This is a genomic window from Streptomyces regalis (genome assembly GCF_001509475.1).
Classification (GTDB): Bacteria; Actinomycetota; Actinomycetes; order Streptomycetales; family Streptomycetaceae; genus Streptomyces; species Streptomyces regalis.
Window position 1 is genome coordinate 43,267 of the sequence record NZ_LLZG01000277.1, and the last position, 21,830, is coordinate 65,096.

Here is a 21,830-nt window from a genome sequence, read left to right on the forward strand (position 1 = left end):
GTGTCGACATGGCTGCGTCGAAGTGCACGAAGGTGCGGCTGTGGCGGTGGCGGCGGAGTCCGCTGCGGCGGCGCAGTGACCTCGTCGAGGCCTGGGTCGTGCTGTGCGGATGGGTGTTCGCGCTGGTCGGCGCCCTGTTCGCGGGCCTGGCGGCGGCGGACGCGGTCGTGCACTCGGCGCAGGAGCAGCAGGCCGAGAGCCGCAAGGTGACGGCCGTACTGGTGAAGGACGCCGAGGATGTGGGGCCCTCGCGGGTCACCACCGACCATCTCGTCTGGGCGACCGTCCGCTGGACCGCACAGGACGGCTCGACCCGCACGGACGAGGCTCGGGTGCCGCCCAAGGCGCAGGCGGGCAGCAAGGTCGAGGTGTGGACCGACCGTCACGGTGTCATCGTCAACGAGCCGCTGTCCGAGGGCGAGCTGCTGATGCACTCGATCGCCGGGGGCGTCCTGGCCGGGGCGGCCACCGCCGGCATCGTGCTGGGGTCCACCTGGGTGGTACGGCTGGGGCTGGAACGGCGGCGGCTGGAGCAGTGGGCCGCGGAGTGGGAGCGGATGGACACGCCGTGGGGGTGGAAGACGGGCTGACGCGGCTTCGCGCGACGTGCAGCAGCGCCCGGGGGCTCTCGGGCGCTGCTGCTGTCACTTGACGTCCGCGCTCGGCAGCGCCGACGGTGACGCCGTGTTCAGGTCCTCGAGCCCCTTGGGGATGGCGAGTGTGAGGACCGGCGAGCCCGGCTGGGGCGCGGGCGGGGTGAGCTGGTCCTTGGGGAGCTTCGGGGGCGTGGTCTGCTGGAAGTTGTTCTGGTCGAAATTGACCAGGCCCGTCTTCTCCAGGACCGTGATGTGGTCGAGCACGGTGTCGTTCGCCAGGTCGGCCAGCTGACGGACCATGGTGTTCTGCGTGTTGGCCCGGATCTTCGCGATGACCGGGAAGATCTGCCCGTGTGTCACACGCATGATCGCGACACTGGTGGCGTCGAACTCCTTGCCCGTCTTGGAGTCCACGGTCGCCACGAACTGCTGCTGCTGCGGGCTGGCCTGGTTGGGCAGGGTGATGCTCAGTTCGGACGCGATCTTGCGACAGGCGAGATCGAGCCTGGCGTGTCCGACGACCAGGTGCTCGCCGGCCTCCTTCATCTCGGGAGTCGTGCCCCGTTGCATCGCCAGCATGCCCAGCGGGTGCTCCCACAGGCCTGCCGCGCGAACCTTGACCACGAAGTCCCGGTCGGCCTCGGTCAGCGGCCCGTACCGCGTGTTGGTGATGACGCGGTCCTGGTTGGCGGAGGTGGTCTCCACACCGAGCATGGCGGGGTAGGCGAGGGCGGAGAGAGTGAGTACGAGGGCGCCTCCCACGAAGACGGTACCTACCATGCGGCGCGAGATGGGCATCGTGCCTTGCCTCCTGACGTGAGCTGCTCGGTCCCCAGGAGGTACGTAGGGGAGGCGCGAAACAATCACCGGCGCAGGCAAAAAGATGGGGCCCGCTGTGCGTCGTGCGTCACATCGGGGGTCTCGGCCGCAGGTGGCGCTCGAAGAGGGCCGTCGTGGCGTCCATGGAATCCCGCCACGGAGCGCCCTCGCGGACTGTCCGGGCCCCGCCCCCGCGCCCCACCCGCAAGAGGATTCATTGTGATGCACGTCACAAGAGGGCTAGGGTGATAGCGCCTGGAGAAGCCCACTGGGTCGCGGGTCGATCGGCGGCGTGCGTGCCCGGGTCGGCTTCAGGTGAGGGAAGTGATCCCTTTGACCGTGACCTGGGACGGCATCGGCGGGCTCGTCGATGCGCACGAACGCTTTCTCGCCGGTTCACTGGTCGAGTCGGACGTCCGGGACTCGGTGCTCGATTCGTGGAAGCGATGCCGCTCCGTCGGGCTCGAGCCGCACCGGCTGGTGGTCCGCTACACCGAGGACGTGGCACTGGACGACCGGTTGCTGCGCGCTGTCGACCCGGTTCTGAAGGACCTGGCCGCCTCGCTCACCGACGTGGGGATGACCATCGCCCTGTGCGACGGACAGGGGCGGATGGTCCAGCGGCTCGGCGGTGGCCGACAGCTGTGCGAGCGCCTCGACGAGGTGCGGTTCGCGCCCGGGTTCGACGCCTCGGAAGCCGTCGTGGGCACCAACGGTGTCGGCACCGCCCTCGCCGAGCGCGGCCCGGTCTATGTCGCCGGCCGGGAGCACTTCGCCGACTGCCTGCAGCCCTTCGCCTGTGCGGGCGCGCCCGTCCGGGACCCGCTCAGCGGGCGCATCGAGGCCGTCCTCGACCTCACCTGCCTGCGCGACCAGGGTGACCCGGCCATGGTGCGGATGGTCCGCGACGCCGCCCGGGACATCGAGGCCCGGCTGCTGGAGCAGGCCTCCCAGCGGGAACGTGCGCTCCTCGCCGCGTACCGGCGGGCCGACGGCCACGCGCGGGGCTGGCCGAAGCAGCCCGAGGGGCCGGCGTTCGGTCACGCCGTCGACTCCCTCGGCCGGATCGATCTGGCGGTGCTGCGCGAGAGGGCCGAGGAACTCATCGCCTCACCGCGTCGCCCCTTCGCCGAGGTCACCCTGCCCAGCGGCCGGACCGCCACCCTGTTGCGCCGGCAGGTCAGGGGTGCGGCGGGCGAGGTCGGCGTCGCCGTCGAGGCCCGCGTCCTCGGGGGCCCGAGGCTGCGTCACGTCCGCCCGGCGCCGTCGGCCCTGCAGGCTCTGGTCGCATCGGACGTGCCGAGCACGCTCGGGTCGGCCGTGCAGGCCGGGACGGCCGGGCGCGTCGGGCCGCCCACGGCCGGCGAGCCCGCACCGCCCGTGCCGCAATCGGCCACAGCACCGCCTGCCACGACGCGCACCGTCGTCCCCGCCCCCGCCGGACTGCCCCCGAGCGCCCCCAACACCGACGGGAGCGGGAGCGGCGTCATGCGCACGGTCGTATCCCCGTCGCAGCCGCCGCCCATCCGGCCCGCGCCGGACGGTGGGGGCGACAAAGGCGGCGCCGCACCCACCCTCGTACCCGCACCTCAACCCGCCACCACCCAACCCGAGTTCGACGGCGACGGCGGCGGTGCCGAAGGGTGGCTGCTCCTCGTCGGTGAGCCCGGGGTCGGCCGGCTGGCGATGCTGGCGCGGCGGCGGCTGGAGCTGCTGCACGACGCGAGCGTCCGGATCGGCACCACCCTGGATGTCACCCGCACCGCGGAGGAACTCGCCGAGGTGACCGTCCCCCGGTTCGCCGACTTCGTCGCCGTCGATCTGCCCGACTCCGTGCTGCGCGGCGAGGAACCGGAAGCACTGGGCGGGGAGACCGCGCTGCGCCGGGTCGCCATCCGCGCCGCACGCAAGGAGCCCCACAATCTGTACGACGTCGGTGACCTGGTCGAATACGTCCCGTCCACGCCGCAGGCCCGCTGTCTGGAAACCCGGCAGTCCGTGCTCGAACCCGTCCTGGCGGCTGCGGGCGGCTGGATCGCGCAGGACCCGGCGCGGCTGGAACGGGTGCTGGCGGCGGGCATCCACTCCCTGATCACCGTGCCGTTGCGGGCCCGGGGCACCACCCTCGGCGTGGTCAGCTTCTACCGCTCGCTGCAGCCCGCCGCCTTCGAGGACGACGACCTGTCCCTGGCGCAGGAGCTGTCCGGCCGCGCGGCGATCTGCATCGACAACGCCCGCCGCTACACCCGCGAGCACAACACCGCCCTCACCCTGCAGCGCAGCCTGCTGCCCCGGGGCCGTTCCGAGCAGAGCGCCGTCGAGGTCGCCTACCGCTACCTGCCGGCGCAGGCCGGTGTCGGCGGCGACTGGTTCGACGTCATCCCGCTGTCCGGCGCCCGCGTCGCGCTGGTCGTCGGCGACGTCGTCGGGCACGGTCTGTACGCCGCCGCCACGATGGGCCGCCTGCGCACGGCGGTCCACAACTTCTGCGCACTCGACCTGCCGCCCGACGACCTCCTCACCCACCTCGACGACCTGGTCGGCCGGCTCGACCGCGGCGAGGGCTGGGCGGCGGAGAACACCCCCGACTCCGGCATCGTCGGCGCCACCTGTCTGTACGCCGTCTACGACCCGGTGTCCCGGCGCTGCACCCTCACCCGCGCCGGGCACCCCCAACCCGCGGTCGTCGCCCCCGACGGCACGGTCGAGTTCGTCGACCTGCCCTCCTGCCCTCCCCTGGGCCTCGGCGGCACGCCCTTCGAGACGATCGAGCTGGAGCTGGCCGAGGGCAGTCAACTCGTGCTCTACACCGACGGTCTGATCGAGGACCGGCATCGTGACATCGACGCCGGCATGGACCAACTGCGCACCGTCCTGGCCCGCGTCGGCCGCCGGCCGGAGGAGACCTGCGAGGCCGTCCTCGACGCCCTGCTCCCGGCCCGCCCCAGCGACGACATCGCCCTGCTCGTCGCCCGCACCCACACCCTGGGCGCCGACCGCGTGGCCCAGTGGGACCTGCCCAGCGACCCGGCGGTCGTCTCCCGTGCGCGGACGGCGGTCACCGACCAGCTCGCCGCCTGGGGCCTCGACGACCTGTCCTTCAGCACCGAGCTGATCGCCAGCGAACTGGTCACCAACGTCATCCGGCACGCCACCGGACCCGTCCAGCTTCGCCTGCTCCGCGACCGCGCCCTGATCTGCGAGGTCTCCGACGGCAGCAGCACCTCACCGCGCCTGCGCCGGGCCCGCAGCACCGACGAGGGCGGCCGCGGTCTGTTCCTCGTCGCCCAGCTCACCGAGCGCTGGGGAACGCGGTACACCCCCGACGGCAAGGTCATCTGGACGGAGCAGCCGCTGCCGTGACCGGCAGTCCCGGTCCGGAGCAGCGCACATCGGCCGCGGGCACCGTCCCGTCGACGAGATGGGCGGCGACCGCCCTGTCCACGCACGCGTTGCCGCGGCTGGCGAACACGCCGTGCGAGTAGTCGTCGTCGAGGGTGACCAGGCGGGAGCCGGGCAACACCTCCCGCAGCCGGCGGGCGCCTTCGATCGGGGTCACCGGGTCGTGCGCGGACGCGACGAGCAGGACGGGCGGAGCGGCCGGGCTGCCCAGCGGGGTGCGGTGGTCCGGGCGGTGGTGCCAGTACGCGCAGGTCGACGCCTCCAGGCCGGTCAGGACCGGCTGCGGGTCGACCCGTCGTATGCGCCGTATGTCCGCCACGACCTCCCGGGGCGTCGGCACCGGACCGTCCGCGCACTTCACGATCCGGTTGGCCGCCTGGTAGTTGCGGGATTCCGGGCTGTCGAAGGCGGAGGCGGGGCGCAGGCCGTCCGGGCTGCCGTCGGTCAGATAGGCGCGCAGCCCGTCGGCCAGGCCCGCCCAGCGCTCGGTGCGGCCCAGGGCCCGGTAGACGGCGCGGTCGAACTCCGCCGGGCCGAAGCCGTTCACCGGGTCGGCGGCGAGTCCTCGGCGTACGCGCAGATACGACCGCCGTACGGCATCCGCGCCGACGCCCAGCCCGAAGCGCTCCGCGTGCGCTGCCGTCCAGGCGAAGAAGGTGTCGCGGGCGCGCAGCATCGCCCGGCTCTGGATCACGTCGAAGTCGTGCCAGTCCCACGGGCCGACCACACTGTCCAGCACCATGCGGCCGACCCGGTGCGGAAAGCGCGCCACGTAGGCCGCGCCCAGGTAACTGCCGTACGAGACCCCGAGGAAGCTCGTGCGCGGCTCGCCCAGCGCGGCGCGGATCGCGTCCATGTCGTACGCCGTCTGCTCGGTGGACAGGTACGGCAGCACCTGCGCACCCGCGCCCGTCGCGCAGTCGTCGGCCATGTGCCGTTGGGACGTGAGGTACGTGCGCTCGGCCCAAGGCGTCGTCGGCACCGGGTCCGCTCCCGGAGCGGTGAACAGGCCGCCCATCGCGCCGCAGTCCACCGGCGCGCTGTGGCCGACGCCGCGTGGATCGAAGCCGATGACGTCGTACGAACGCCGCACGCTCGCGGGGAGTTTGGCGCGCTTGGTCACCGCGTAGGGGAGCCCGGAGCCGCCCGGCCCGCCCGGGTTCACCAGCAGGATGCCGCGCCGTTCGGCCGGCGTGCCGGAGGCGGGGACGCGGGAGACGGCGATCTCGATGCGCGGTCCGGACGGGCGTTGCCGGTCCAGCGGGACGGTGAGGCGTCCGCACTCCACGCGGTCCGGTGCGGGCGGCCTCGGTACGGAGTCCGGGCAGGCGCCGAAGGTGAGGGACGCCGACGACCCCCGGGCGGGGGTGGCCGTGGGGAGCAGGGTGGCCGCGGCCACGAGGGCGCACAGCAGGGCGGTGGGGCGGGGCAGGACGGACAAGGTCTTTCCGACTCTCCGAAGGCTGGGTAAGGCGGGTGAGAACGGGGTGGTAAATGAAAATGATTATCGATAATGTGTGCGCGTCAAGTCCGGCACCCCTCCGACCGAGGGGCGCCCCGGGCTGCCTTGACGTCTGAACTCACGGCACGCAAAGGGGAGTTGTGGCTCATCTGCTGGTGGTAGAGAGCTGGGTCGGGTCGATGAGCAGGCTGCTGCCACGGGCGATCCGGGAGAGCGGACACGAGTTCACCTTCCTCACCCGGGACCTGCATCACTACCTGCGCTCGGCGCCCGAGGGGACGGCACACCCGCTGCTCGGCGCCCGCAATGTGCTCACAACCGACACCAACGACGTCGACGCCCTGCTGCCCGAGGCGGAGCGGCTGCACTCGGTGCTGGGCTTCGACGGCGTGGTCACCTCCTGCGACTACTACCTGCCGACGGTGGCCCGGATCGCCGGCCATCTCGGCCTGCCCGGCCCCGGCCCCGAGGCGGTGCACAACGCCTGCCGCAAGGACGCCACCCGCCGCATCCTCGCCGACGCGGGCCTGCCCGGACCGCGATTCGCCATCCACGAGGAGTGGGCCGACCTCGCGCGGGCCGCGAAGGAGATCGGCTACCCGCTGGTCGTCAAGCCGGTCGACCTGTGCGCGGGCATGTACGTGCGGCGCGTCGACGACGAGGCCCAACTCGCCGAGGCCTTCCGCGCATTGGCCGACTTCCCGGTCAACGCCCGGGGACAGCGGCGCACCTCCGCCGTGCTCCTCGAGGAACTTCTCGACGGCCCCGAGGTGAGCGTCGAGACCGTGTCGTACGGGGGTGCGGTGCACCTGATCGGCGTCACCGACAAGAGCATCGGCGGAGCGCCCGCCTTCATCGAGACCGGCCACATGTTCCCGGCCGCCCTGCCGCTCGCCGACATCGACGCCGCCGAGCAGACCACGCTCGGCGCGCTCAAGGCGCTCGGGCTGACGGACGGGGTCGTGGCGCACACCGAGATCAAGCTGACCTCCGCCGGGCCGCGCGTGGTCGAGGTCAACCCCCGGCCCGCCGGCAACCGCATCACCGAGCTCGTCCGCCATGTCACCGGCATCGACCTCGCCGCCGCCTGCGTGGACGTCGCCCTCGGCCGCGAACCCGACCTCCGGCGCACGGCCACCGGCCTGCGCAGCGCCGCCATCGGCTTCCTCGTCCCGGACCGCGCGGGCAGGCTCGAAACGCTCGACGCCGGTCGACTCGCCGACGAACCCAGCGTGTTGGAGGTGCAGCTCGCCGAGCCCGGCAAGGTCGTGAAGGCGGCGGGCAGCAACAACGAGTACCTGGGCCACGTCATGGCCGGCGACCCGGACGGACCCGGCGCCCGCGACCGCGTGCAGAACCTGCTGGCCGGGCTGCGCGCGGGACTGGTGATCCGATGACCGCCGTCAGCGCCTCGCCGACGGCGCGTGGCCGGACGTACGACGATCTCGTCGCCCGCGCCCTCGAGGGCGCCCTCGGCCCCGACCCCCGCACCCAGCGGATCGCCGTCGCTTTCACCACCCGGCAGGCCGTACGGCACGACGGGCGCGGCACCGGCTACCGCAACGAGGTGCTCAGCCTGCGCCTCGCCGAGGCCGTCGGCTCGTGCGCCGTCGAACCCGGGGAACTGCCCGACAGCGCGCTCGACGACTGCGTCGGCGCCGACGTGGCACGGCTGCTGGAGCATCCGCTGGCGGCGGTGCGGGTGGCCGCCCTGGACGCCTATCTGATGCACGTCACCCCGCACACACCGGACCACGGGGCGCTGCCCGTCGCGCTGCCCGCCGGGTCGTCGCTGGAGAAGTCGAAGGCCAGGGCGAGGGCCGTGGTCGAGCTGCTGGACCTCCCGGCCGGGGGCACGGTGCTGGTGGTCGGTGTCGTCAACTCCCTGCTGGAGGCGCTGCGTTCGCGCCGGATCGGCTATGTGCCGTGCGACCTCAAGGGCGGGGTGACGGAGTGGAGCGAGCCGGTTGTCGCCGACGCGCTCGCCGCGGCCGGTGGCTGTGACGCGCTGCTGGTGTCCGGGATGACCCTGGGCAACGGCACCTTCGAGCCGCTGCGCGAGCACGCGCTGCGGCACGGCAAGCAACTGGTGATGTTCGCGCAGACCGGCAGCGCGGTCCTGCCCCGTCTCCTGGGGCACGGCGTGAGCGCGGTGTGCGCGGAGCCGTACCCCTTCTTCTGGCTCGACGGCGGGCCCGGGGTCGTCCACCGGTACCGGGCTGCCGGGGGCGGGGATCGGCGCGGATCTTCCGAGGTCGGGCAGCTGCACGGAACCTCCGGAGGTGTGCGATGACCGCCACCGTCGTACGCCCCACCGCACGCCCCGAGTTGCTCGCCCTGCTCGGCCGTACCCCGGTCGTCCGTGTCACCACCGACCTGCCGCAGGCCCACCCCGGTTTCTGGGCCAAGCTCGAAGGGCTCGCGGCGGGCGGCATGAAGGCGCGGGCCGCCGTGTCGATGCTGCTCGGCGCGCGCGAGCGCGGCGAACTGCGGCCCGGCGCCCCGGTGGTGGAATCCACCTCCGGCACGCTCGGTATCGGGCTCGCCTTCGCCGGGCAGGCGCTCGGCCACCCGATCGTGCTGGTCGGCGACAGCGAACTGGAGCCGTCCATGCGGCAGTTGCTGCGGGCTCATGGGGTGAGACTGGAGCTCGTGGACCGCCCGGCGCCCCAGGGCGGCTGGCAGGCGGCCCGCCTCGGCCGGCTGCGCGAACTGCTCGCCGAACTGCCCGGCGCCTACTGGCCCGACCAGTACAACAACCCCGACAACACGGCCGGCTACGCCTCCCTGGCCGCCGAACTCGGCGCCCAGCTCGACCACTTGGACGTCCTGGTGTGCAGCGTCGGCACCGGCGGGCACAGCGCCGGCATCATCGGCCCGCTGCGCCGGCACTGGCCCGCGCTCCGGCTCATCGGCGTGGACGCCACCGGCTCCACGATCTTCGGCCAGCCCGCCCGACCCCGCCTGATGCGCGGCCTGGGCAGCAGCATCCACCCGCGCAACGTCGCCTACGACGCCTTCGACGAGGTCCACTGGATCGGCCCCGCCGAGGCCGTGGACAGCTGCCGACGGCTCGCCCGGGGCAGCTTCGTCAGCGGCGGCTGGAGCACCGGGGCCGTCGCGCGGGTCGCCGCCTGGGCGGCCTGCGTGCACCCGGGGGCGGTCGTCGCCACCGTGTTCCCCGACGGGCCGCACCGCTACCTCGGCACCGTCTACGACGACGACTTCCTCGCCGCCCACGGCCTCGACCTGGCCGGTGCCGCCACCCGGCCCGTGGAGATACCGCATCCGTATGCCGCCGAGGCGAGCGGGTGGGTGCGGTGTGCACGGGTCGCGGACCCACTCAAGACGCTCCACCCCCTGGAAGGCACTCAGTGAAGGTCAGCCTGCGCACCGTACGTCTCGAACTCGCCGAGCCGCTGCGCATCTCCCGCTCCACCATGACCGCCCGCGACGCCGTGTGGCTGGGCGTCGAGCACGACGGCGTGACCGGATACGGCGAGGCCGTCAGCAGCGTGTACTACAGGCTGGACGCCGACACGCTCGTGCGGATGATCTCGGCGGTCGGTCTGGAACGGTTCGCCGATCCCGAAAGCGCCCTGGAGGCCCTGCCCTCGGGAGCCCATCCGCCCGTTCCGCCTGCCGTCGTCGCCGCCGTCGAGTCCGCGCTGCTGGACCTCGTCGGCAAGCGGGACGGTGTGCCCGTCCACCGCCTGCTGGGGACCGAGGCGTCGTTCGGCGCCGCCACCGCACGCACCATCGGCATCACCCCGCTCGCGCACGCGGCGGCCGAGGCCCGGCGCCTGGCCGCGAACGGCTTCCAGGTCATCAAGGTGAAGGCGGGCACCCCCGACCCCGAGGACGACGTGGAGCGCGTACGGGTCATCCGGGACGCGGCGCCTCGGGTACGGCTGCTGCTGGACCCGAACGGGGCCTGGAGCGTGGCGGAAGCGGAGCGGTTGCTGCCGCGGTTCGCCGCGCTCGGAGTCGAGGCCGTCGAACAGCCTCTGCCGCCCGGCGACCCGGATGCGCTGGGCGCCCTCGCGGAGAAGTCGCCGCTCCCCGTCATCGCCGACGAGGACGCGGTGAGCGTGGACGACGTGCGGCGGCTGGCCGGGCGCGTCCAAGGCGTCAACGTCAAGCTCGCCAAGTGCGGGGGCGTCCGGGCGGCCCTGCGGATCGCGGAGCTGATCGAGGGCAGCGGCACCGAGCTGATGCTCGGCTGCCTCACCGCCAGCACCCTCGGCCTCGCACCCGCCGTCCACCTCGCCGACCGGGCCAGGTGGGCCGACCTCGACGGACATCTGCTGCTCGCGCACGACCCGTGGACCGGGATCGGCGGCGCCGACGGCTTCGTACGGGCAAGTTCACGGCCCGGTCTCGGAGTCGAGGAGGTGACGGCCCATGAAGACGTGGCGTGAGATGCGTGGCTTCCCGGTCGCCGTCCAGCTCCTGCTCGTCAACCAGCTCGGCGTCAACACCGGCTTCTACCTCCTCATCCCGTACCTCGCCACCCACCTCGGCGAGAACCTGGGCATGTCGGCGGCGGTCGTCGGGATCGTCCTCGGCGTGCGGAATCTGAGCCAGCAGGGCCTGTTCATCATCGGCGGCTCGGCGTCCGACCGGCTCGGCGCGCGCGGCGTCATCATCGCCGGGTGCGCGCTGCGGACCGTCGGCTTCGGGCTGTTCGCGCTCGGCGACGGACTGCCGGTGCTGCTCGCCGCGTCCGTGCTCAGCGGGCTCGCGGGAGCGCTGTTCAACCCCGCCGTGCGGGCCTATCTCGCGCAGGAGGCGGGGGAGCGGAAGGCGGAGGCGTTCGCGCTGTTCAACGTCTTCGCGACCACGGGCGCGCTGATCGGACCGCTGCTCGGCAGCGTGCTGCTCCTCGTCGACTTCCGTACGTCCGCGCTGACCGCCGCCGGGATCTTCGCGGTGCTCACCGTGGCGCAGGCCCTCGTGCTGCCCGCCCGGAAGGTCGAGCCGAGCGGCACCGGTGTCCTCGGGGACTGGCGTGAGGTGCTCGGCAACCGGGCCTTCCTCGCCTTCGCGCTCGCCATGGTCGGCATGTTCACCCTGGAGAACCAGCTCTACCTGCTGCTGCCCGACGGGGCCCGCGAGGCCACCGGCTGGGACGGCGCGGCGGGCATCGTCTTCCTCGTCGGCACGGTGGCCAACCTGGCACTTCAGCTGAGAATTACGCGGCGTCTCAAGTCCCGTGGCAGCAGGGCGGGTTGGATCGCGGTGGGCCTCGCGGTGATGGGGCTGGCCTTCCTGCCGCCGGCCCTGGTGGCGGGCGCGCGGTCGCCCGGCTGGCTCGACGCCGGGCCCGTGCTGCTCGGCGCGCTGTTGCTCTACCTCGGCGTCATGGTCGCCTCGCCGTTCGTGATGGAGCTGATCCCCCGCTTCGGGCGCCCCGAGCTGACCGGCACGTACTTCGGGATCTTCTACGTCGTCTCCGGAATCGCCGCGGCCGTGGGCAACACCGTCGTCGGCTGGGCCATGGACGCGGGCGAGAGCGGCGCCCATGCCTGGCTGCCCTGGCTGTGCTGTGCCGTGTTCGGGCTGGCGTCGGCGGGGGGCGTGGCCTGGCTGCACCGGAACGGCGCACTGCCCGCGGACCCCACACCGACGGCACCTGCGAAGGCCGAACAGAGGAGCACGGCGTGAGTGCGATGCACGCGGGAGGAGAGGCGGAGCGGGGCGTGGTCGGCGCGTGGGCGGGCGGCGGCGGAGGCTCTGCCGTCACTGGGCCGGGTGTTGTCCGGGAGTCGGGTGTGGCTGGGCGCGCGGTGTTGGCCGGGATGGCGGGCTCGCGGACGGGAGAGGCGGAGCGGGGCGTGGTCGGTGGGTGGGTGAGCGGAGGCTTTGTCGGCGCCGAGTCGGGTGTCCGGGAGTCGGGCGTGGCTGGGCGCTCGGTGTCGGCTGCGGTGGTGTGCTCGGGGGTAGGTGAGGGGGCTGGCGGGTCTGCCGGCCGGGTTGCGGAGCAGGGCGTGGCTGGGCGCGCGGTGTTGGCCGCCAGGGCGGGCTCGCCGATAGGTGAGGGGCAGAGTATGCCCCTCGGGCCGGTCTGCCCGGAGGCGGACGGGGCCGTCGCGGCAGGTAGCGCGGAGGGCGGCCGGGGCCCCGGCGTCTCGGTCGGCAGTCGCAACCTTCTCACCGACAACCCCGCCCTGTACGAGGCCCGCTTCCCCGACCCCGACCGGCTCGCCGGACGCTGGGCCGAGGACTGCCTGCGCCGCCACGCTGCCGGGCCGCGTGTGCTCGACATGGGCTGCGGCACCGGCCGCGACGCGGCGCAGCTGCACGCCGCCGGCCGTACGGTGACCGGCGCCGACCTCTCCGAGGCGATGCTGGCGCACGCCCGCGTCCACCACCCGGGGCCCGCGTACGTCCGGGCCGACCTGTGCGGTTTCGACCTGGGCCGGGCCGCGTTCGACGCGGTCGTCTGCCTGGACAGCTCCCTGCTGTACTGCCACACCAACGACCAGCTCGACGGCTTCCTCGCCTCCTGTCGCCGCGCCCTCGCACCGGGTGGGCTGCTGGTCGCGGAGATGCGCAACGGCGCGTACTTCCTGGGCCGTACCGACCTCCTCGACACCCCGTCCGACAACGCCTTCAGCTGGCAGGGCACCGCCTACCGGTCCACGACCACCCTGAGCGTCGACCGCACCGCCCAACTCCTGCGCCGTACCCGCGTATGGACCGCCGACGACGGCGACGAAGGCGACGGCGGTCCATCATCCGTCGAACAGCGCTCCGCCTGGCGGCTGCTGTTCCCGCAGGAGCTGCGGCACTTCCTCGCCGCGCACGGCTTCGAGGTGCTCGAACTGCACGACGGCCCCGGACCGCGCACCGAACCTCCTTGGCGGGACGGCCAGTTGCCGGGCTCCACCACGGACGCGGACCGACTGCACGTCGTCGCGCGCCTCATCTCTTCCCACTGACACACCGGATTCAAGGGACACTCATGAACAACCGTTTTCCCGGCCTGCGCCGCCGCGGCTTCCTCGCCGCCACCTCCGGCGCCGCCGCCCTCGCCCTCGTCGGCTGCGCAGGCGGCACGGACGACAAGGCGGCCGGTGGTTCCGGCGCCCCCAAGCGTGGCGGACGGCTGCGCGCCGCGTTCGCCGGTGGCGGCGCGAGCGAGACCCTCGACCCGCACCTGGCCAACCTCTTCGCCGACGTCGCCCGCGCCAAGGCGCTCTTCGACAAGCTCGCCGACTACGGCGCCGACCTCTCCGCCGAGCCCCGCCTCGCCGAGAAGTGGGAGTCCAACAAGACCCTGGACCGCTGGAAGGTGACGCTGCGTCAGGCCACCTTCCACGACGGCAAGCCCGTCACCGCCAAGGACGTCCTCTACAGCTACCGCCGTATCGCCGACCCCAAGCAGGCGTTCCGCGCCAAGGCGTCCCTGGAGCCCATCGACCTCGACGCCAGCCGCGCCACCGGCGAGCGGAGCATCGAGTTCGTGCTGAAGCGGCCGACCGCCGAATTCCCCAACGTCCTGGCCTCGTTCGGCGCGTACATCGTCCCGGAGAACGCCACCGAGTTCGACAAGAAGCCCGTTGGCTCAGGCCCGTTCCGGTTCGTCTCCTTCGCTCCCGGCCGCTCCGCCGTCTTCCGCCGCTACGACGACCACTGGGACGGCGCCCCGCTCCTCGACGAGATCGAGTTCGTCGTCGCCAACGAGGAGTCCGCCCGCGTCAACGCCCTCCTCGGGGGCCAGGTCGAGTACGCGCACGAGCTCAACCCGACCACCGCCCGCGCCCACGAGGGCAAGGGGCAGATCGAGATCGTGCGGCTGCGCAACAGCGCCATGCAGGCCTTCTGCATGAAGACCGACCGGGCGCCCTTCGACGACAAGCGGGTCCGCGAGGCCTTCTTCCTGATCGCCGACCGCCAGGAACTCGTCGACGGCGCCCTGTCCGGCGCGGGCGAGGTCGGCAACGACCTGTTCGGCAAGGGCTACGAGTACTACGCCGACGGCCTGCCGCAGCGCGAGCAGGACCTCGACAAGGCCCGCTCCCTGCTGAAGCAGGCCGGCGCCGAGAAGCTCAAGGTCACCCTGGACACCTCGGCCGTCGCCGCCGGGTTCACCGAGGCCGCCGGCATCTTCCGCGACCAGGCCGCGAAGGCGGGCGTCACGATCGACGTGAAGATGGGCAGCAAGGACTCCTACTGGAGCGACATCCTCGACAACGGCACCCTGTCCTGCTACCGCTCCGGCGCCATGCCCATCGAGGCCCACATCTCCCAGCGCCTGCTCACCGACTCGACCACCAACGCCACCAAGTGGCACCACAAGGACTTCGACGCCCTCTACCAGCAGGCCCAGTCCATCCGCGACAAGACCGAACGCGCCGCCGTCTACGAGCGCATGCAGCGCCGCCTGTACACCGAGGGCGGCTTCCTCATCTGGGGCTTCGCGGACTGGATCATCGCAACGGCGCGGACGGTGAAGGGAGTGGAGACCAAGGCACCCGCCAACACCCTCGACTGGGCCCGCTTCGACAAGGTGTGGCTCGCGTGAGGATGAGCCCCCTGCGCTCGTTCGTCGCCCGGCGACTGCTCCTCGGCGTCGCGCAGACCATGGCCGTCGTGCTACTGGTCTTCGCGCTCACCGAGGCGCTGCCGGGCGACGCGGCGGTGGCCCTCGCGGGCGATCAGCCGGACCCCGCGCGTATCGCCGCGATCCGCGAGGCGATGGACCTGGACCGGCCGGCCTACGAGCGGCTGGCCGACTGGGCGACGGGCCTGCTGCACGGCGACTTCGGCACCTCCCTGGCCTCCGGCCGCCCCGTCACCCAGTACATCGCCGACGGCTTCGGCCCGACGCTGATCCTGGCCGCGCTCACTCTCGCCCTGCTGGTCCCCCTCGGCTTCGGCCTCGGCGTGCTCGCCGCCCGTCACGAGGGACGGCTGATCGACCGGCTGGTCAGCTCGGTGACGCTGGCCGTGTACGCGGTCCCCGAGTTCGCGCTCGGCGTGCTGCTGGTGACGGTCCTCGCCCTGAAGCTGGCCTGGCTGCCGCCGACGGCGGTCGGCTACGGCACCGACCTGCTCGGCCATCCGGCGGCACTGGTCCTGCCGGTGCTGGTCCTGCTGTCCCGCCCCGTGTGCTCCCTGTCCCGCCTGGTGCGGGCCGGCATGGTCGATGCCCTCGCCTCCCCCTACGCGGCCCACGCCCGCCGCTACGGCGTCCCTGGCGCCCGAGTCCGCTACACCCACGCCCTGCCGAACGCCCTCGCCCCGGCAGCACAGCAACTGGCGCGTACCGTCGACTGGTTGCTGTGCGGGGTCATCGTCGTGGAGGCACTCTTCGTGATCCCGGGCCTGGGCACGGTCCTCCTCAACGCCGTGGCCGAACGGGACGTACCGGTGGTGCAGGGCCTCGCCGTGGTGTTCGGGGTGTTGACGGTCGTGCTCAACCTCGGGGCCGATCTGGTGGCCCATCGGCTCACGCCCCGCGCGGGGGTGGCCGCATGACGACACATCGCCGTTTCGCGCTCGGCCTCACCGTCATCGCCGTCCCCCTCGTACTCGCCCTCCTCGGACCGCTGTTCACCGGCGACCCCGGCCCCCGCGCCACCTCGTTCACCCTCGGCGGCGGCCACTGGCTCGGCACCGACTTCGTGGGCCGCGACGTCTGGCGACAGGTCCTGCTGGGCGGCCGTACGGTCGTGCTCACCGCCCTGGCCGCCACCGCGCTCGCCTATCTCGTCGCCGTCCCGGTCGCGCTCGTCAGCGCGCTCACCCGCCTGCGGTGGCTGGAGGAGCTGCTGATGCGGCCGCTGGACGTGTTGCTCGCCGTGCCGTCGCTGCTGCTGATCCTGCTGGTGGTCTCCGTGCTCTCGCCGGGCGCCGCCGGGCTGGCGCTGCTGGTGGCGCTGGTGAACGTGCCCGACGCGGCCCGGATCGTGCGGGCTGCGGCGGGGGAGGCCGCGGCACGGCCCGCCGTCGAGGCGCTGCGCATGCAGGGTGAGAGCTGGTGGCGGATCGCCGTCGGCTACGTCGGCCGGTCGGCGCTGCGCACCCTCGCCGCCGACGCCGGTATCCGGCTGACCGGCGTGCTCTACCTGGTGTCGACGGCCGCGTTCCTCGGTGTCGGCGTCGCGCCGGACGCCGCCGACTGGGCGGTCATGGTCGACCGCAACCGCACCGGCCTGTTCGTGCAGCCCTGGGCCGTGGTGGTGCCCGCACTGCTGATCGTGGCGCTGACGATGGGCACCAACCTGCTCTTCGACGCCGCCCTGGAGAAGAAGGGACGACGCCGGTGAGCCGGGCAACGGATGCGGCCGTCGCCGAGGTCAGCGACCTGCGCGTGGAGATCGACGGCCGTGCGATCGTGGACGGAGTGAACCTGCGGGTGCTCCCCGGAAAAGTGACCGCGCTGGTCGGCGCCTCCGGCAGCGGCAAGACCACAACGGGCCTCGCGCTGCTGGGGGAGTACCCGGCCGGCGCCCGCGTCACCGGCGAGATACGGCGGACCGGGGACGGCCCGGTCGGCTACGTCCCCCAGCATCCCGCCGCCGTCCTCAACCCGGCCCGCCGGGTCGGCGCGCTGCTGCACGACATCGCCCGCCCCCAGGTCCGCCACCTGCCCCGCGCCGAACGCCGCGGGGCAGCCCGAGAACTGGTCCTGCGCGCCCTGGCCGACGCCCAACTCCCGGACGGCGAAGCCCCGTTGCGTCGCCACCCCCACCAGCTCTCCGGCGGCCAGCAGCAACGCGTCGTCCTCGCCCAGGCCCTGCTGCTCGGCGCCCGCGTCATCGTCGCCGACGAACCCACCACCGGCCAGGACGCGTTGACCAAGAGCCGTATCGTCGAGCAGCTGGCGGCGGTGGCGGCACGCGGTATCGCGGTCGTCCTGCTCAGCCACGACCTGGACGTCGTACGCGTCCTCGCCGACGAGGTCCTCGTCATGCGCGCGGGCCGGGTCGTCGAGTCGGGCCCGGTGGAGCGGGTGTGGGCGGCGCCCCGGCACGAGTGGACGCGCCGACTGCTCGACGAGCAGCGCGCGGCACCGCAGGGCACGCAGAGCGCCGAGGCGGGCCAACCCGTCCTGACGGTAAGCGACTTGACCGCCGTACACGACCGCCGGACCGCCGTCCTGCGCGTCCCGCGCCTCGCTCTCCATCCGGGCGAGTGCCTGGCCGTGGTCGGCCGCTCCGGCAGCGGCAAGACCACGCTCGCCCGCTGCCTCGCGGGCCTCCACCGCGACCACGACGGCGAGATCCTGCTCGACGGCACACCGCTCCCGCGCAGCCTGCGCCACCGCGACCGCGCTCAACTGGCCGCCGTGCAGTACGTCTTCCAGGACGCCCGCGCCGCCTTCGACGAGCACCGGCCCGTCCTGCACCAGGTGGCCCGTACGGCGATACGCCTGCGCGGCATCGGTGAACGGGCGGCCACGGACGAGGCGTCGACCACCCTGAACCGCCTCGGTCTGGCAGCGGACCTGACCCACCGCCGCCCCGGCGAACTCTCCGGCGGCGAACTCCAGCGCGCCGCCCTCGCCCGTGCCCTGCTCGCCCGTCCCCGGGTGCTGATCTGCGACGAGGTCACCTCCGGCCTGGACACGGTCACCCGGCGCGGCATCCTCGACGTCCTCGCGGGCCTGGTGGGGGAGGGCGACGACCTGTCCCTCGTGCTCATCACCCACGACCTGGACACGGCACGCCTGGCGCACCGCATCGCCGTACTGGACGCGGGCGAGCTGGTCGAACAGGGGTCGGCGCAGCGGATTCTGACGAAGCCTCGGCATCCGTTCACGATCTCTCTCATGGAGACGACGGAGCGCCTGGAGACGGGGACCGTGGCGGGGGCCCGCATGTGAGCCGACCTCCGGGCGCCTTCGCGGAGGAGACGGGAAGGCCTCTGCGAGTGGCCCGGAGGTCGGCGGCTTCGGGGCGCGCGCCCTGCCGACAGGGCCTCAGGACCTGGTCGGCAGGCGTCGGCGGCGCGGGCGGGCGGTGGCCTCGGCGAGCAGGGCGTGGATCTGGCGCACCGCGTCGCCCGGGTGGGTGGCAGGGGTGGCGAAGGGCAGGCGGACGTCGTGGTGGGAGTCCGGCGTCTCCAGCCGGAGCACCAGGCCGTGGCGGTCGAGACGCAGCGGCCGCACGCCGGTCGCGCCGAGCTGCTCCCGGGCCGGGAGCAGGCGGGCGAGCGGGGCCACGGTGTCGGTGTGGGCCGCGTCCAGCCGGGCCAGCATCTCCGCCTCGTGGGTGGCCAGCAGGTCGGGGGCGGCCAGGGTCAGTTCGTCGAGGCCGATGGAGGTCGTCCCGCCATCCTGCTTGAGTACCGCCCGGGCCGGGTGGAACACCAGGGTCTTCGGGCCGAGCGCGCTGAGCCGGCCGCCCAGTGTCAGCCGGGCGCGCACCCGCTCGCGCACGGAGACGGGCGCGATGTCGGTGAACTCCACGAGGGCGGCCAGGTCACCGTGGGGTGCCACCGCGAGCTCGGCGGCCAGCTGGCCGTCCGGCGGGTTGTGCAGGAGCAGTCGTGCGGCCGCGTCGACGGTGTGCAGGCCGATCAGCTCGATGCGTTGGCCCTGCGTGGTGACGGTCAGGGAGCCGGCCGCCGCGAGCACCGAGCGGGCGCGCTCGGCGGGCGTCGGCTCAGGGCAGGTGGCAGCAGACATGGGAACCTTTCGATCCTGCGAGGTCGAGTTAGGTAAGCCTAACCTATCTTCACCTCTTCTGTGGTCGCCGACCCGTCACCAACCCGTCAGCAGCAGGTGATTGACGAGCAGCGCGAGCACCGCCTGCGCAGCGAGCCAGCCGCGCGACCCCCGCAGGAACGCACAGGCAGGCAACAGCCACAGCGCGAACGGCAGCCAGATCCGCTCCGTCTCCGCCTTGCTCATCCCGGACAGGTCGGCGACGAGCATCGCGACCAGCGCGCCGAGCACGAGGAGTGCCAGCCGGACCTGGGTGCCTTCCGTACGCCGGACCAGTTGCGCGCCTGCCCGCCGCAGCCCCGCCACCGTCGCCAGGCCCACCATGACGACCGTGCACGCGAAGTTGGCCCACACCCAGTAGCCGTACGGCCGCACGCCGCCGGCGCCCTGGTAGTAGCGGGTGACCAGCAGCCGGTACGCCTCCCACCAGTCGAAGCCCACGACCGTGAAGGCGACGGGTGCGACCAGGAAGCCGGCCAGCACGAAGGGCAGGGGGCGGACGCGGTGTGAGCCCAGCAGCAGGACGACGGCCGCGATCACGGCGAAGAGGGTCAGGCCGTAGGAGAGGTACGCCGCCCAGCCGAAGAGGAGGCCCGAGGCCGGACCCGCCCACCCCGGCCGGTGGCCCGTCACCGCCAACGCCAGGAACGCGACCGCCCACGCGGCGACCGCCGCGAAGTACCCGTCGGCCGAGGTGCCCACCCACACCGCGGCCGGGGCAAGGACGAGGAAGGGCGCGGCACGGCGGGCGAGTCGCTCGTCGGTCAGGGCGCGTACGGCGACGAGGACCGCGACCGCCGCCGTCGTACCGACGGTGATGCACCAGGCTCCCGCCCAGCCGCCACCGCCAAGGCCGATCCGGTCGAGGAGGACGAAGGTGAGGGTGGCGCCCGGGGGGTGCCCGGCGACATGGGCGGGCCAGTTGTCCGGCGACTCGAGCAGGATGTGGTCGGAGAAGCCCCGCAGGGCGGCGGGGATGTCCTGGAAGCGGTCGATGACCCGGAGGTACTCGTGCGGAGTCGTCAGCTGCACCGCGATGCCCCGGTGCCAGCCGTCGACCAGGGCGAGGGACCAGGTCCAGGCCATGCCGGTGACCCAGGTGGCCAGGAGCAGGGAGCGCCACGGCAGCCGGACCGTGAGTGAGGGGCCGTACGCCACCACGGCCGCCGCGACGGCGAGCGCGGCCGGTGTGCCGGGGCCGAGATGCGGCTCCCAGTCCGCCAGCAGTGGCGGCCAGTTGACCCGGAGCGTGCCGTGCCGGTGCTGGATCACCGCCCCGACGACGGCGGCGACCGCGACGAGCAGCGCGGCGGCCGCGGCCGCGTACAGGTCACGGCGGAGGTCACGCTCAGGGGTCTCGGGCAGGTGACGGTCAGGAGTTTCGGGCAGATCGCGGTTCACGCCTGCACGCTAGGACGGGCGGCCTCCTCCGTACGGCTGACAGGCGCGGACGTCAGAGATTCGTCATGGTTCGCGGCGGCTTCCCGGCCCCCGCTCCGGCCTACGGTCGGGGCATGGCACGGTTTCCTCTCTCCCCCTTCTCTCCCGCCTTCTGGCGCAGTCCGCTGCGCGGCCCGTGGCTGACCTCGGTGCTCGGTGTCGTGCTGCTCGGCGGGATCACGGTGCTGTTCGTGACAGGGCTGGTGTCCTACGCCGCCTACAACCCGAACCTGGCGCCGGTGAACGACAAGACCCCGGACAAGGGGATCCTGGGCTTCTATCTCTTCTCCTGGCCCACCAGCCCGCACTGGCTGTACCGGCTCAACCAGGGCGTCCACGTCACGCTCGGCATCACGCTGATCCCTGTGCTCCTGGCCAAGCTGTGGTCGGTCGTACCGAAGCTCTTCACGCTGCCGCCCGCGCGGTCGCTCGCGCACGCGCTGGAGCGGATCTCGCTGCTGCTTCTGGTCGGGGGCGCCCTGTTCGAGTTCGTGACGGGCGTGCTCAACGTCCAGCTGGACTACATCTTCCCGGGCTCCTTCTACGCCCTGCACTTCTACGGGGCGTGGGTGTTCTTCGCCGCGTTCGTCGTGCACGCGGTGCTGAAGACGCCCATGGCACTGCGGAATCTTCGCCAACTACGGGAGGAGAAAAGCGAGTTGACTCCTGCGGCTCCGGCCGAGCCGACCGTCTCCCGGCGCGGTGCGCTGTGGTTCGTCGGTGGCGGCTCGCTGCTGCTCTTCGGCACGACCGTCGGGCAGAACTTCGACGGAGCCCTGCGCCGGACCGCTCTCCTCGCCCCGCACGGCGGCGCCGAACCGGGCAGTGGACCGGGCGGCTTCCAGATCAACAAGACGGCCGCGTACGCGGGGATCCGCGAGGCCGAGACGAACGAGGAGGCGTGGCGGCTGGTGGTCGTGGGGCGGGACGGGCGGACCGTCCGCCTCGGCCGGGCCGACCTGCTCGCCATGCCCCTGCACAGCGTGGCGCTGCCCATCGCCTGCGTGGAGGGCTGGTCGACGTCCGACCAGTGGTGGCGCGGGGTACGGCTGCGGGACCTCGCGGCGCTGGTCGGCCACGACGAGGACCCGCCCGACGTCCTCGTGGAGTCGCTGCAGCGGCGCGGCGCCTTCCGGCGGGCCGCCCTGCGCGCCAACCAGGTCGCCGACTCCCGTTCCCTGCTCGCCCTGTTCGTCAACGGCGAGGACCTGACCCCCGACCACGGCTACCCGGCGCGGATCATCGTGCCCGCCGCGCCCGGTGTGCTGAACACCAAGTGGGTGGCGCGGATGACGTTCGGAGACCTGTGATGCGACGACCGAGGCTCACTCTGGGCAGCCCGCTTCAGCTCCTCCTGCTGGTCAGCTCGTTCGCGCTCGCCGGATATGCGGGGGTGCGGCTGATGGAGGGGGACTGGTTCGAGGTCGCGCTG

At 73.1% G+C, this 21,830-nt stretch carries 17 protein-coding genes; 13 read left to right on the forward strand and 4 right to left on the reverse strand.

Translation table 11 applies throughout. The annotated features are described in order from the left end of the window. Window positions 1–8 precede the first annotated feature (8 nt). Window positions 9–590 (forward strand): Rv1733c family protein, encoded by a 582-nt coding sequence (locus tag ADL12_RS25895; protein ID WP_062705642.1) that lies wholly within the window; start codon window positions 9–11, stop codon window positions 588–590. A 54-nt stretch (window positions 591–644) separates the two neighbouring features. Here ADL12_RS25895 and ADL12_RS25900 read toward each other — a convergent pair whose 3' ends face one another. Then, window positions 645–1,394 carry a DUF4142 domain-containing protein gene (locus ADL12_RS25900; RefSeq protein ID WP_062705644.1) on the reverse strand — a complete coding sequence of 250 codons (750 nt, stop codon included), beginning with the start codon at window positions 1,392–1,394 and terminating at the stop codon, window positions 645–647. Window positions 1,395–1,739: 345 nt separating this feature from the next. Between ADL12_RS25900 and ADL12_RS25905 the strand changes: the two genes are divergently transcribed. Continuing rightward, a complete protein-coding gene (locus ADL12_RS25905; RefSeq protein WP_062705646.1) occupies window positions 1,740–4,778 on the forward strand; it encodes a SpoIIE family protein phosphatase in 3,039 nt (1,012 codons plus the stop codon). Here ADL12_RS25905 and ADL12_RS25910 read toward each other — a convergent pair. After that, complete coding sequence (locus ADL12_RS25910) at window positions 4,750–6,258, reverse strand: alpha/beta hydrolase (protein ID WP_062705648.1); 1,509 nt, start codon at window positions 6,256–6,258, stop codon at window positions 4,750–4,752. The two genes, ADL12_RS25905 and ADL12_RS25910, sit on opposite strands and share 29 nt — an antisense overlap. A 161-nt stretch (window positions 6,259–6,419) precedes the next feature. On the opposite strand from ADL12_RS25910, the gene ADL12_RS25915 reads away from it, so the two are divergent. The 10 genes from ADL12_RS25915 (at window position 6,420) to ADL12_RS25960 (ending at window position 18,115) form a co-directional block, all read left to right on the forward strand. After that, the gene (locus ADL12_RS25915; protein WP_208614619.1) at window positions 6,420–7,676 is read left to right on the forward strand and encodes an ATP-grasp domain-containing protein; all 1,257 of its coding nucleotides are present in this window, start codon (window positions 6,420–6,422) and stop codon (window positions 7,674–7,676) included. After that, complete coding sequence (locus tag ADL12_RS25920; protein WP_062705651.1) at window positions 7,673–8,572, forward strand: hypothetical protein; 900 nt, start codon at window positions 7,673–7,675, stop codon at window positions 8,570–8,572. The genes ADL12_RS25915 and ADL12_RS25920 overlap by 4 nt, the downstream gene beginning before the upstream one ends. Beyond that, a complete protein-coding gene (locus tag ADL12_RS25925) occupies window positions 8,569–9,657 on the forward strand; it encodes a PLP-dependent cysteine synthase family protein (RefSeq protein WP_062705653.1) in 1,089 nt (362 codons plus the stop codon). The genes ADL12_RS25920 and ADL12_RS25925 overlap by 4 nt, the downstream gene beginning before the upstream one ends. Further along, window positions 9,654–10,700, forward strand: coding sequence for a dipeptide epimerase (locus tag ADL12_RS25930; protein WP_062705655.1), 1,047 nt, complete (start codon window positions 9,654–9,656; stop codon window positions 10,698–10,700). The genes ADL12_RS25925 and ADL12_RS25930 overlap by 4 nt, the downstream gene beginning before the upstream one ends. After that, window positions 10,684–11,946 carry an MFS transporter gene (locus ADL12_RS25935; RefSeq protein ID WP_062705657.1) on the forward strand — a complete coding sequence of 421 codons (1,263 nt, stop codon included), beginning with the start codon at window positions 10,684–10,686 and terminating at the stop codon, window positions 11,944–11,946. The genes ADL12_RS25930 and ADL12_RS25935 overlap by 17 nt, the downstream gene beginning before the upstream one ends. A 383-nt stretch (window positions 11,947–12,329) precedes the next feature. Beyond that, window positions 12,330–13,223: a class I SAM-dependent DNA methyltransferase gene (locus tag ADL12_RS25940; protein ID WP_079052282.1), complete on the forward strand. Its 894-nt coding sequence runs from the start codon at window positions 12,330–12,332 to the stop codon at window positions 13,221–13,223. 23 nt (window positions 13,224–13,246) lie between these two features. After that, window positions 13,247–14,809 (forward strand): ABC transporter substrate-binding protein, encoded by a 1,563-nt coding sequence (locus ADL12_RS25945; RefSeq protein ID WP_062705659.1) that lies wholly within the window; start codon window positions 13,247–13,249, stop codon window positions 14,807–14,809. Between the two features lie 2 nt (window positions 14,810–14,811). After that, entirely contained in the window at window positions 14,812–15,765 is a 954-nt protein-coding gene (locus ADL12_RS25950) for an ABC transporter permease (protein WP_062705661.1), read from the forward strand. Beyond that, the gene (locus ADL12_RS25955) at window positions 15,762–16,556 is read left to right on the forward strand and encodes an ABC transporter permease (RefSeq protein WP_062705667.1); all 795 of its coding nucleotides are present in this window, start codon (window positions 15,762–15,764) and stop codon (window positions 16,554–16,556) included. Before ADL12_RS25950 ends, ADL12_RS25955 begins: the two co-directional genes overlap by 4 nt. After that, the gene (locus ADL12_RS25960) at window positions 16,553–18,115 is read left to right on the forward strand and encodes an ABC transporter ATP-binding protein (RefSeq protein ID WP_062705669.1); all 1,563 of its coding nucleotides are present in this window, start codon (window positions 16,553–16,555) and stop codon (window positions 18,113–18,115) included. The genes ADL12_RS25955 and ADL12_RS25960 overlap by 4 nt, the downstream gene beginning before the upstream one ends. Window positions 18,116–18,211: 96 nt before the next feature. On the opposite strand, the gene ADL12_RS25965 is transcribed toward ADL12_RS25960, so the two are convergent. Both ADL12_RS25965 and ADL12_RS25970 read right to left on the reverse strand, forming a co-directional pair. Next, complete coding sequence (locus ADL12_RS25965; protein WP_062705672.1) at window positions 18,212–18,919, reverse strand: DUF2470 domain-containing protein; 708 nt, start codon at window positions 18,917–18,919, stop codon at window positions 18,212–18,214. Between the two features lie 75 nt (window positions 18,920–18,994). Then, entirely contained in the window at window positions 18,995–20,359 is a 1,365-nt protein-coding gene (locus tag ADL12_RS25970; RefSeq protein WP_425265152.1) for a hypothetical protein, read from the reverse strand. Window positions 20,360–20,472: 113 nt separating this feature from the next. Here ADL12_RS25970 and ADL12_RS25975 point away from each other — a divergent pair, with 113 nt between their 5' ends. Beyond that, entirely contained in the window at window positions 20,473–21,708 is a 1,236-nt protein-coding gene (locus ADL12_RS25975; protein WP_167364434.1) for a molybdopterin-dependent oxidoreductase, read from the forward strand. Window positions 21,709–21,830: the final 122 nt, after the last annotated feature.

What these genes read in the sequence shown, in the direction of transcription:
- ADL12_RS25895 (WP_062705642.1), top strand. Translation starts at nt 9, where the DNA reads ATGGCTGCGTCGAAGTGCACGAAGGTGCGGCTGTGGCGGTGGCGGCGG.
- ADL12_RS25900 (WP_062705644.1), bottom strand. Translation starts at nt 1,394, where the DNA reads ATGCCCATCTCGCGCCGCATGGTAGGTACCGTCTTCGTGGGAGGCGCC.
- ADL12_RS25920 (WP_062705651.1), top strand. Translation starts at nt 7,673, where the DNA reads ATGACCGCCGTCAGCGCCTCGCCGACGGCGCGTGGCCGGACGTACGAC.
- ADL12_RS25925 (WP_062705653.1), top strand. Translation starts at nt 8,569, where the DNA reads ATGACCGCCACCGTCGTACGCCCCACCGCACGCCCCGAGTTGCTCGCC.
- ADL12_RS25935 (WP_062705657.1), top strand. Translation starts at nt 10,684, where the DNA reads ATGAAGACGTGGCGTGAGATGCGTGGCTTCCCGGTCGCCGTCCAGCTC.
- ADL12_RS25940 (WP_079052282.1), top strand. Translation starts at nt 12,330, where the DNA reads ATGCCCCTCGGGCCGGTCTGCCCGGAGGCGGACGGGGCCGTCGCGGCA.
- ADL12_RS25945 (WP_062705659.1), top strand. Translation starts at nt 13,247, where the DNA reads ATGAACAACCGTTTTCCCGGCCTGCGCCGCCGCGGCTTCCTCGCCGCC.
- ADL12_RS25950 (WP_062705661.1), top strand. Translation starts at nt 14,812, where the DNA reads ATGAGCCCCCTGCGCTCGTTCGTCGCCCGGCGACTGCTCCTCGGCGTC.
- ADL12_RS25955 (WP_062705667.1), top strand. Translation starts at nt 15,762, where the DNA reads ATGACGACACATCGCCGTTTCGCGCTCGGCCTCACCGTCATCGCCGTC.
- ADL12_RS25965 (WP_062705672.1), bottom strand. Translation starts at nt 18,919, where the DNA reads ATGTCTGCTGCCACCTGCCCTGAGCCGACGCCCGCCGAGCGCGCCCGC.
- ADL12_RS25975 (WP_167364434.1), top strand. Translation starts at nt 20,473, where the DNA reads ATGGCACGGTTTCCTCTCTCCCCCTTCTCTCCCGCCTTCTGGCGCAGT.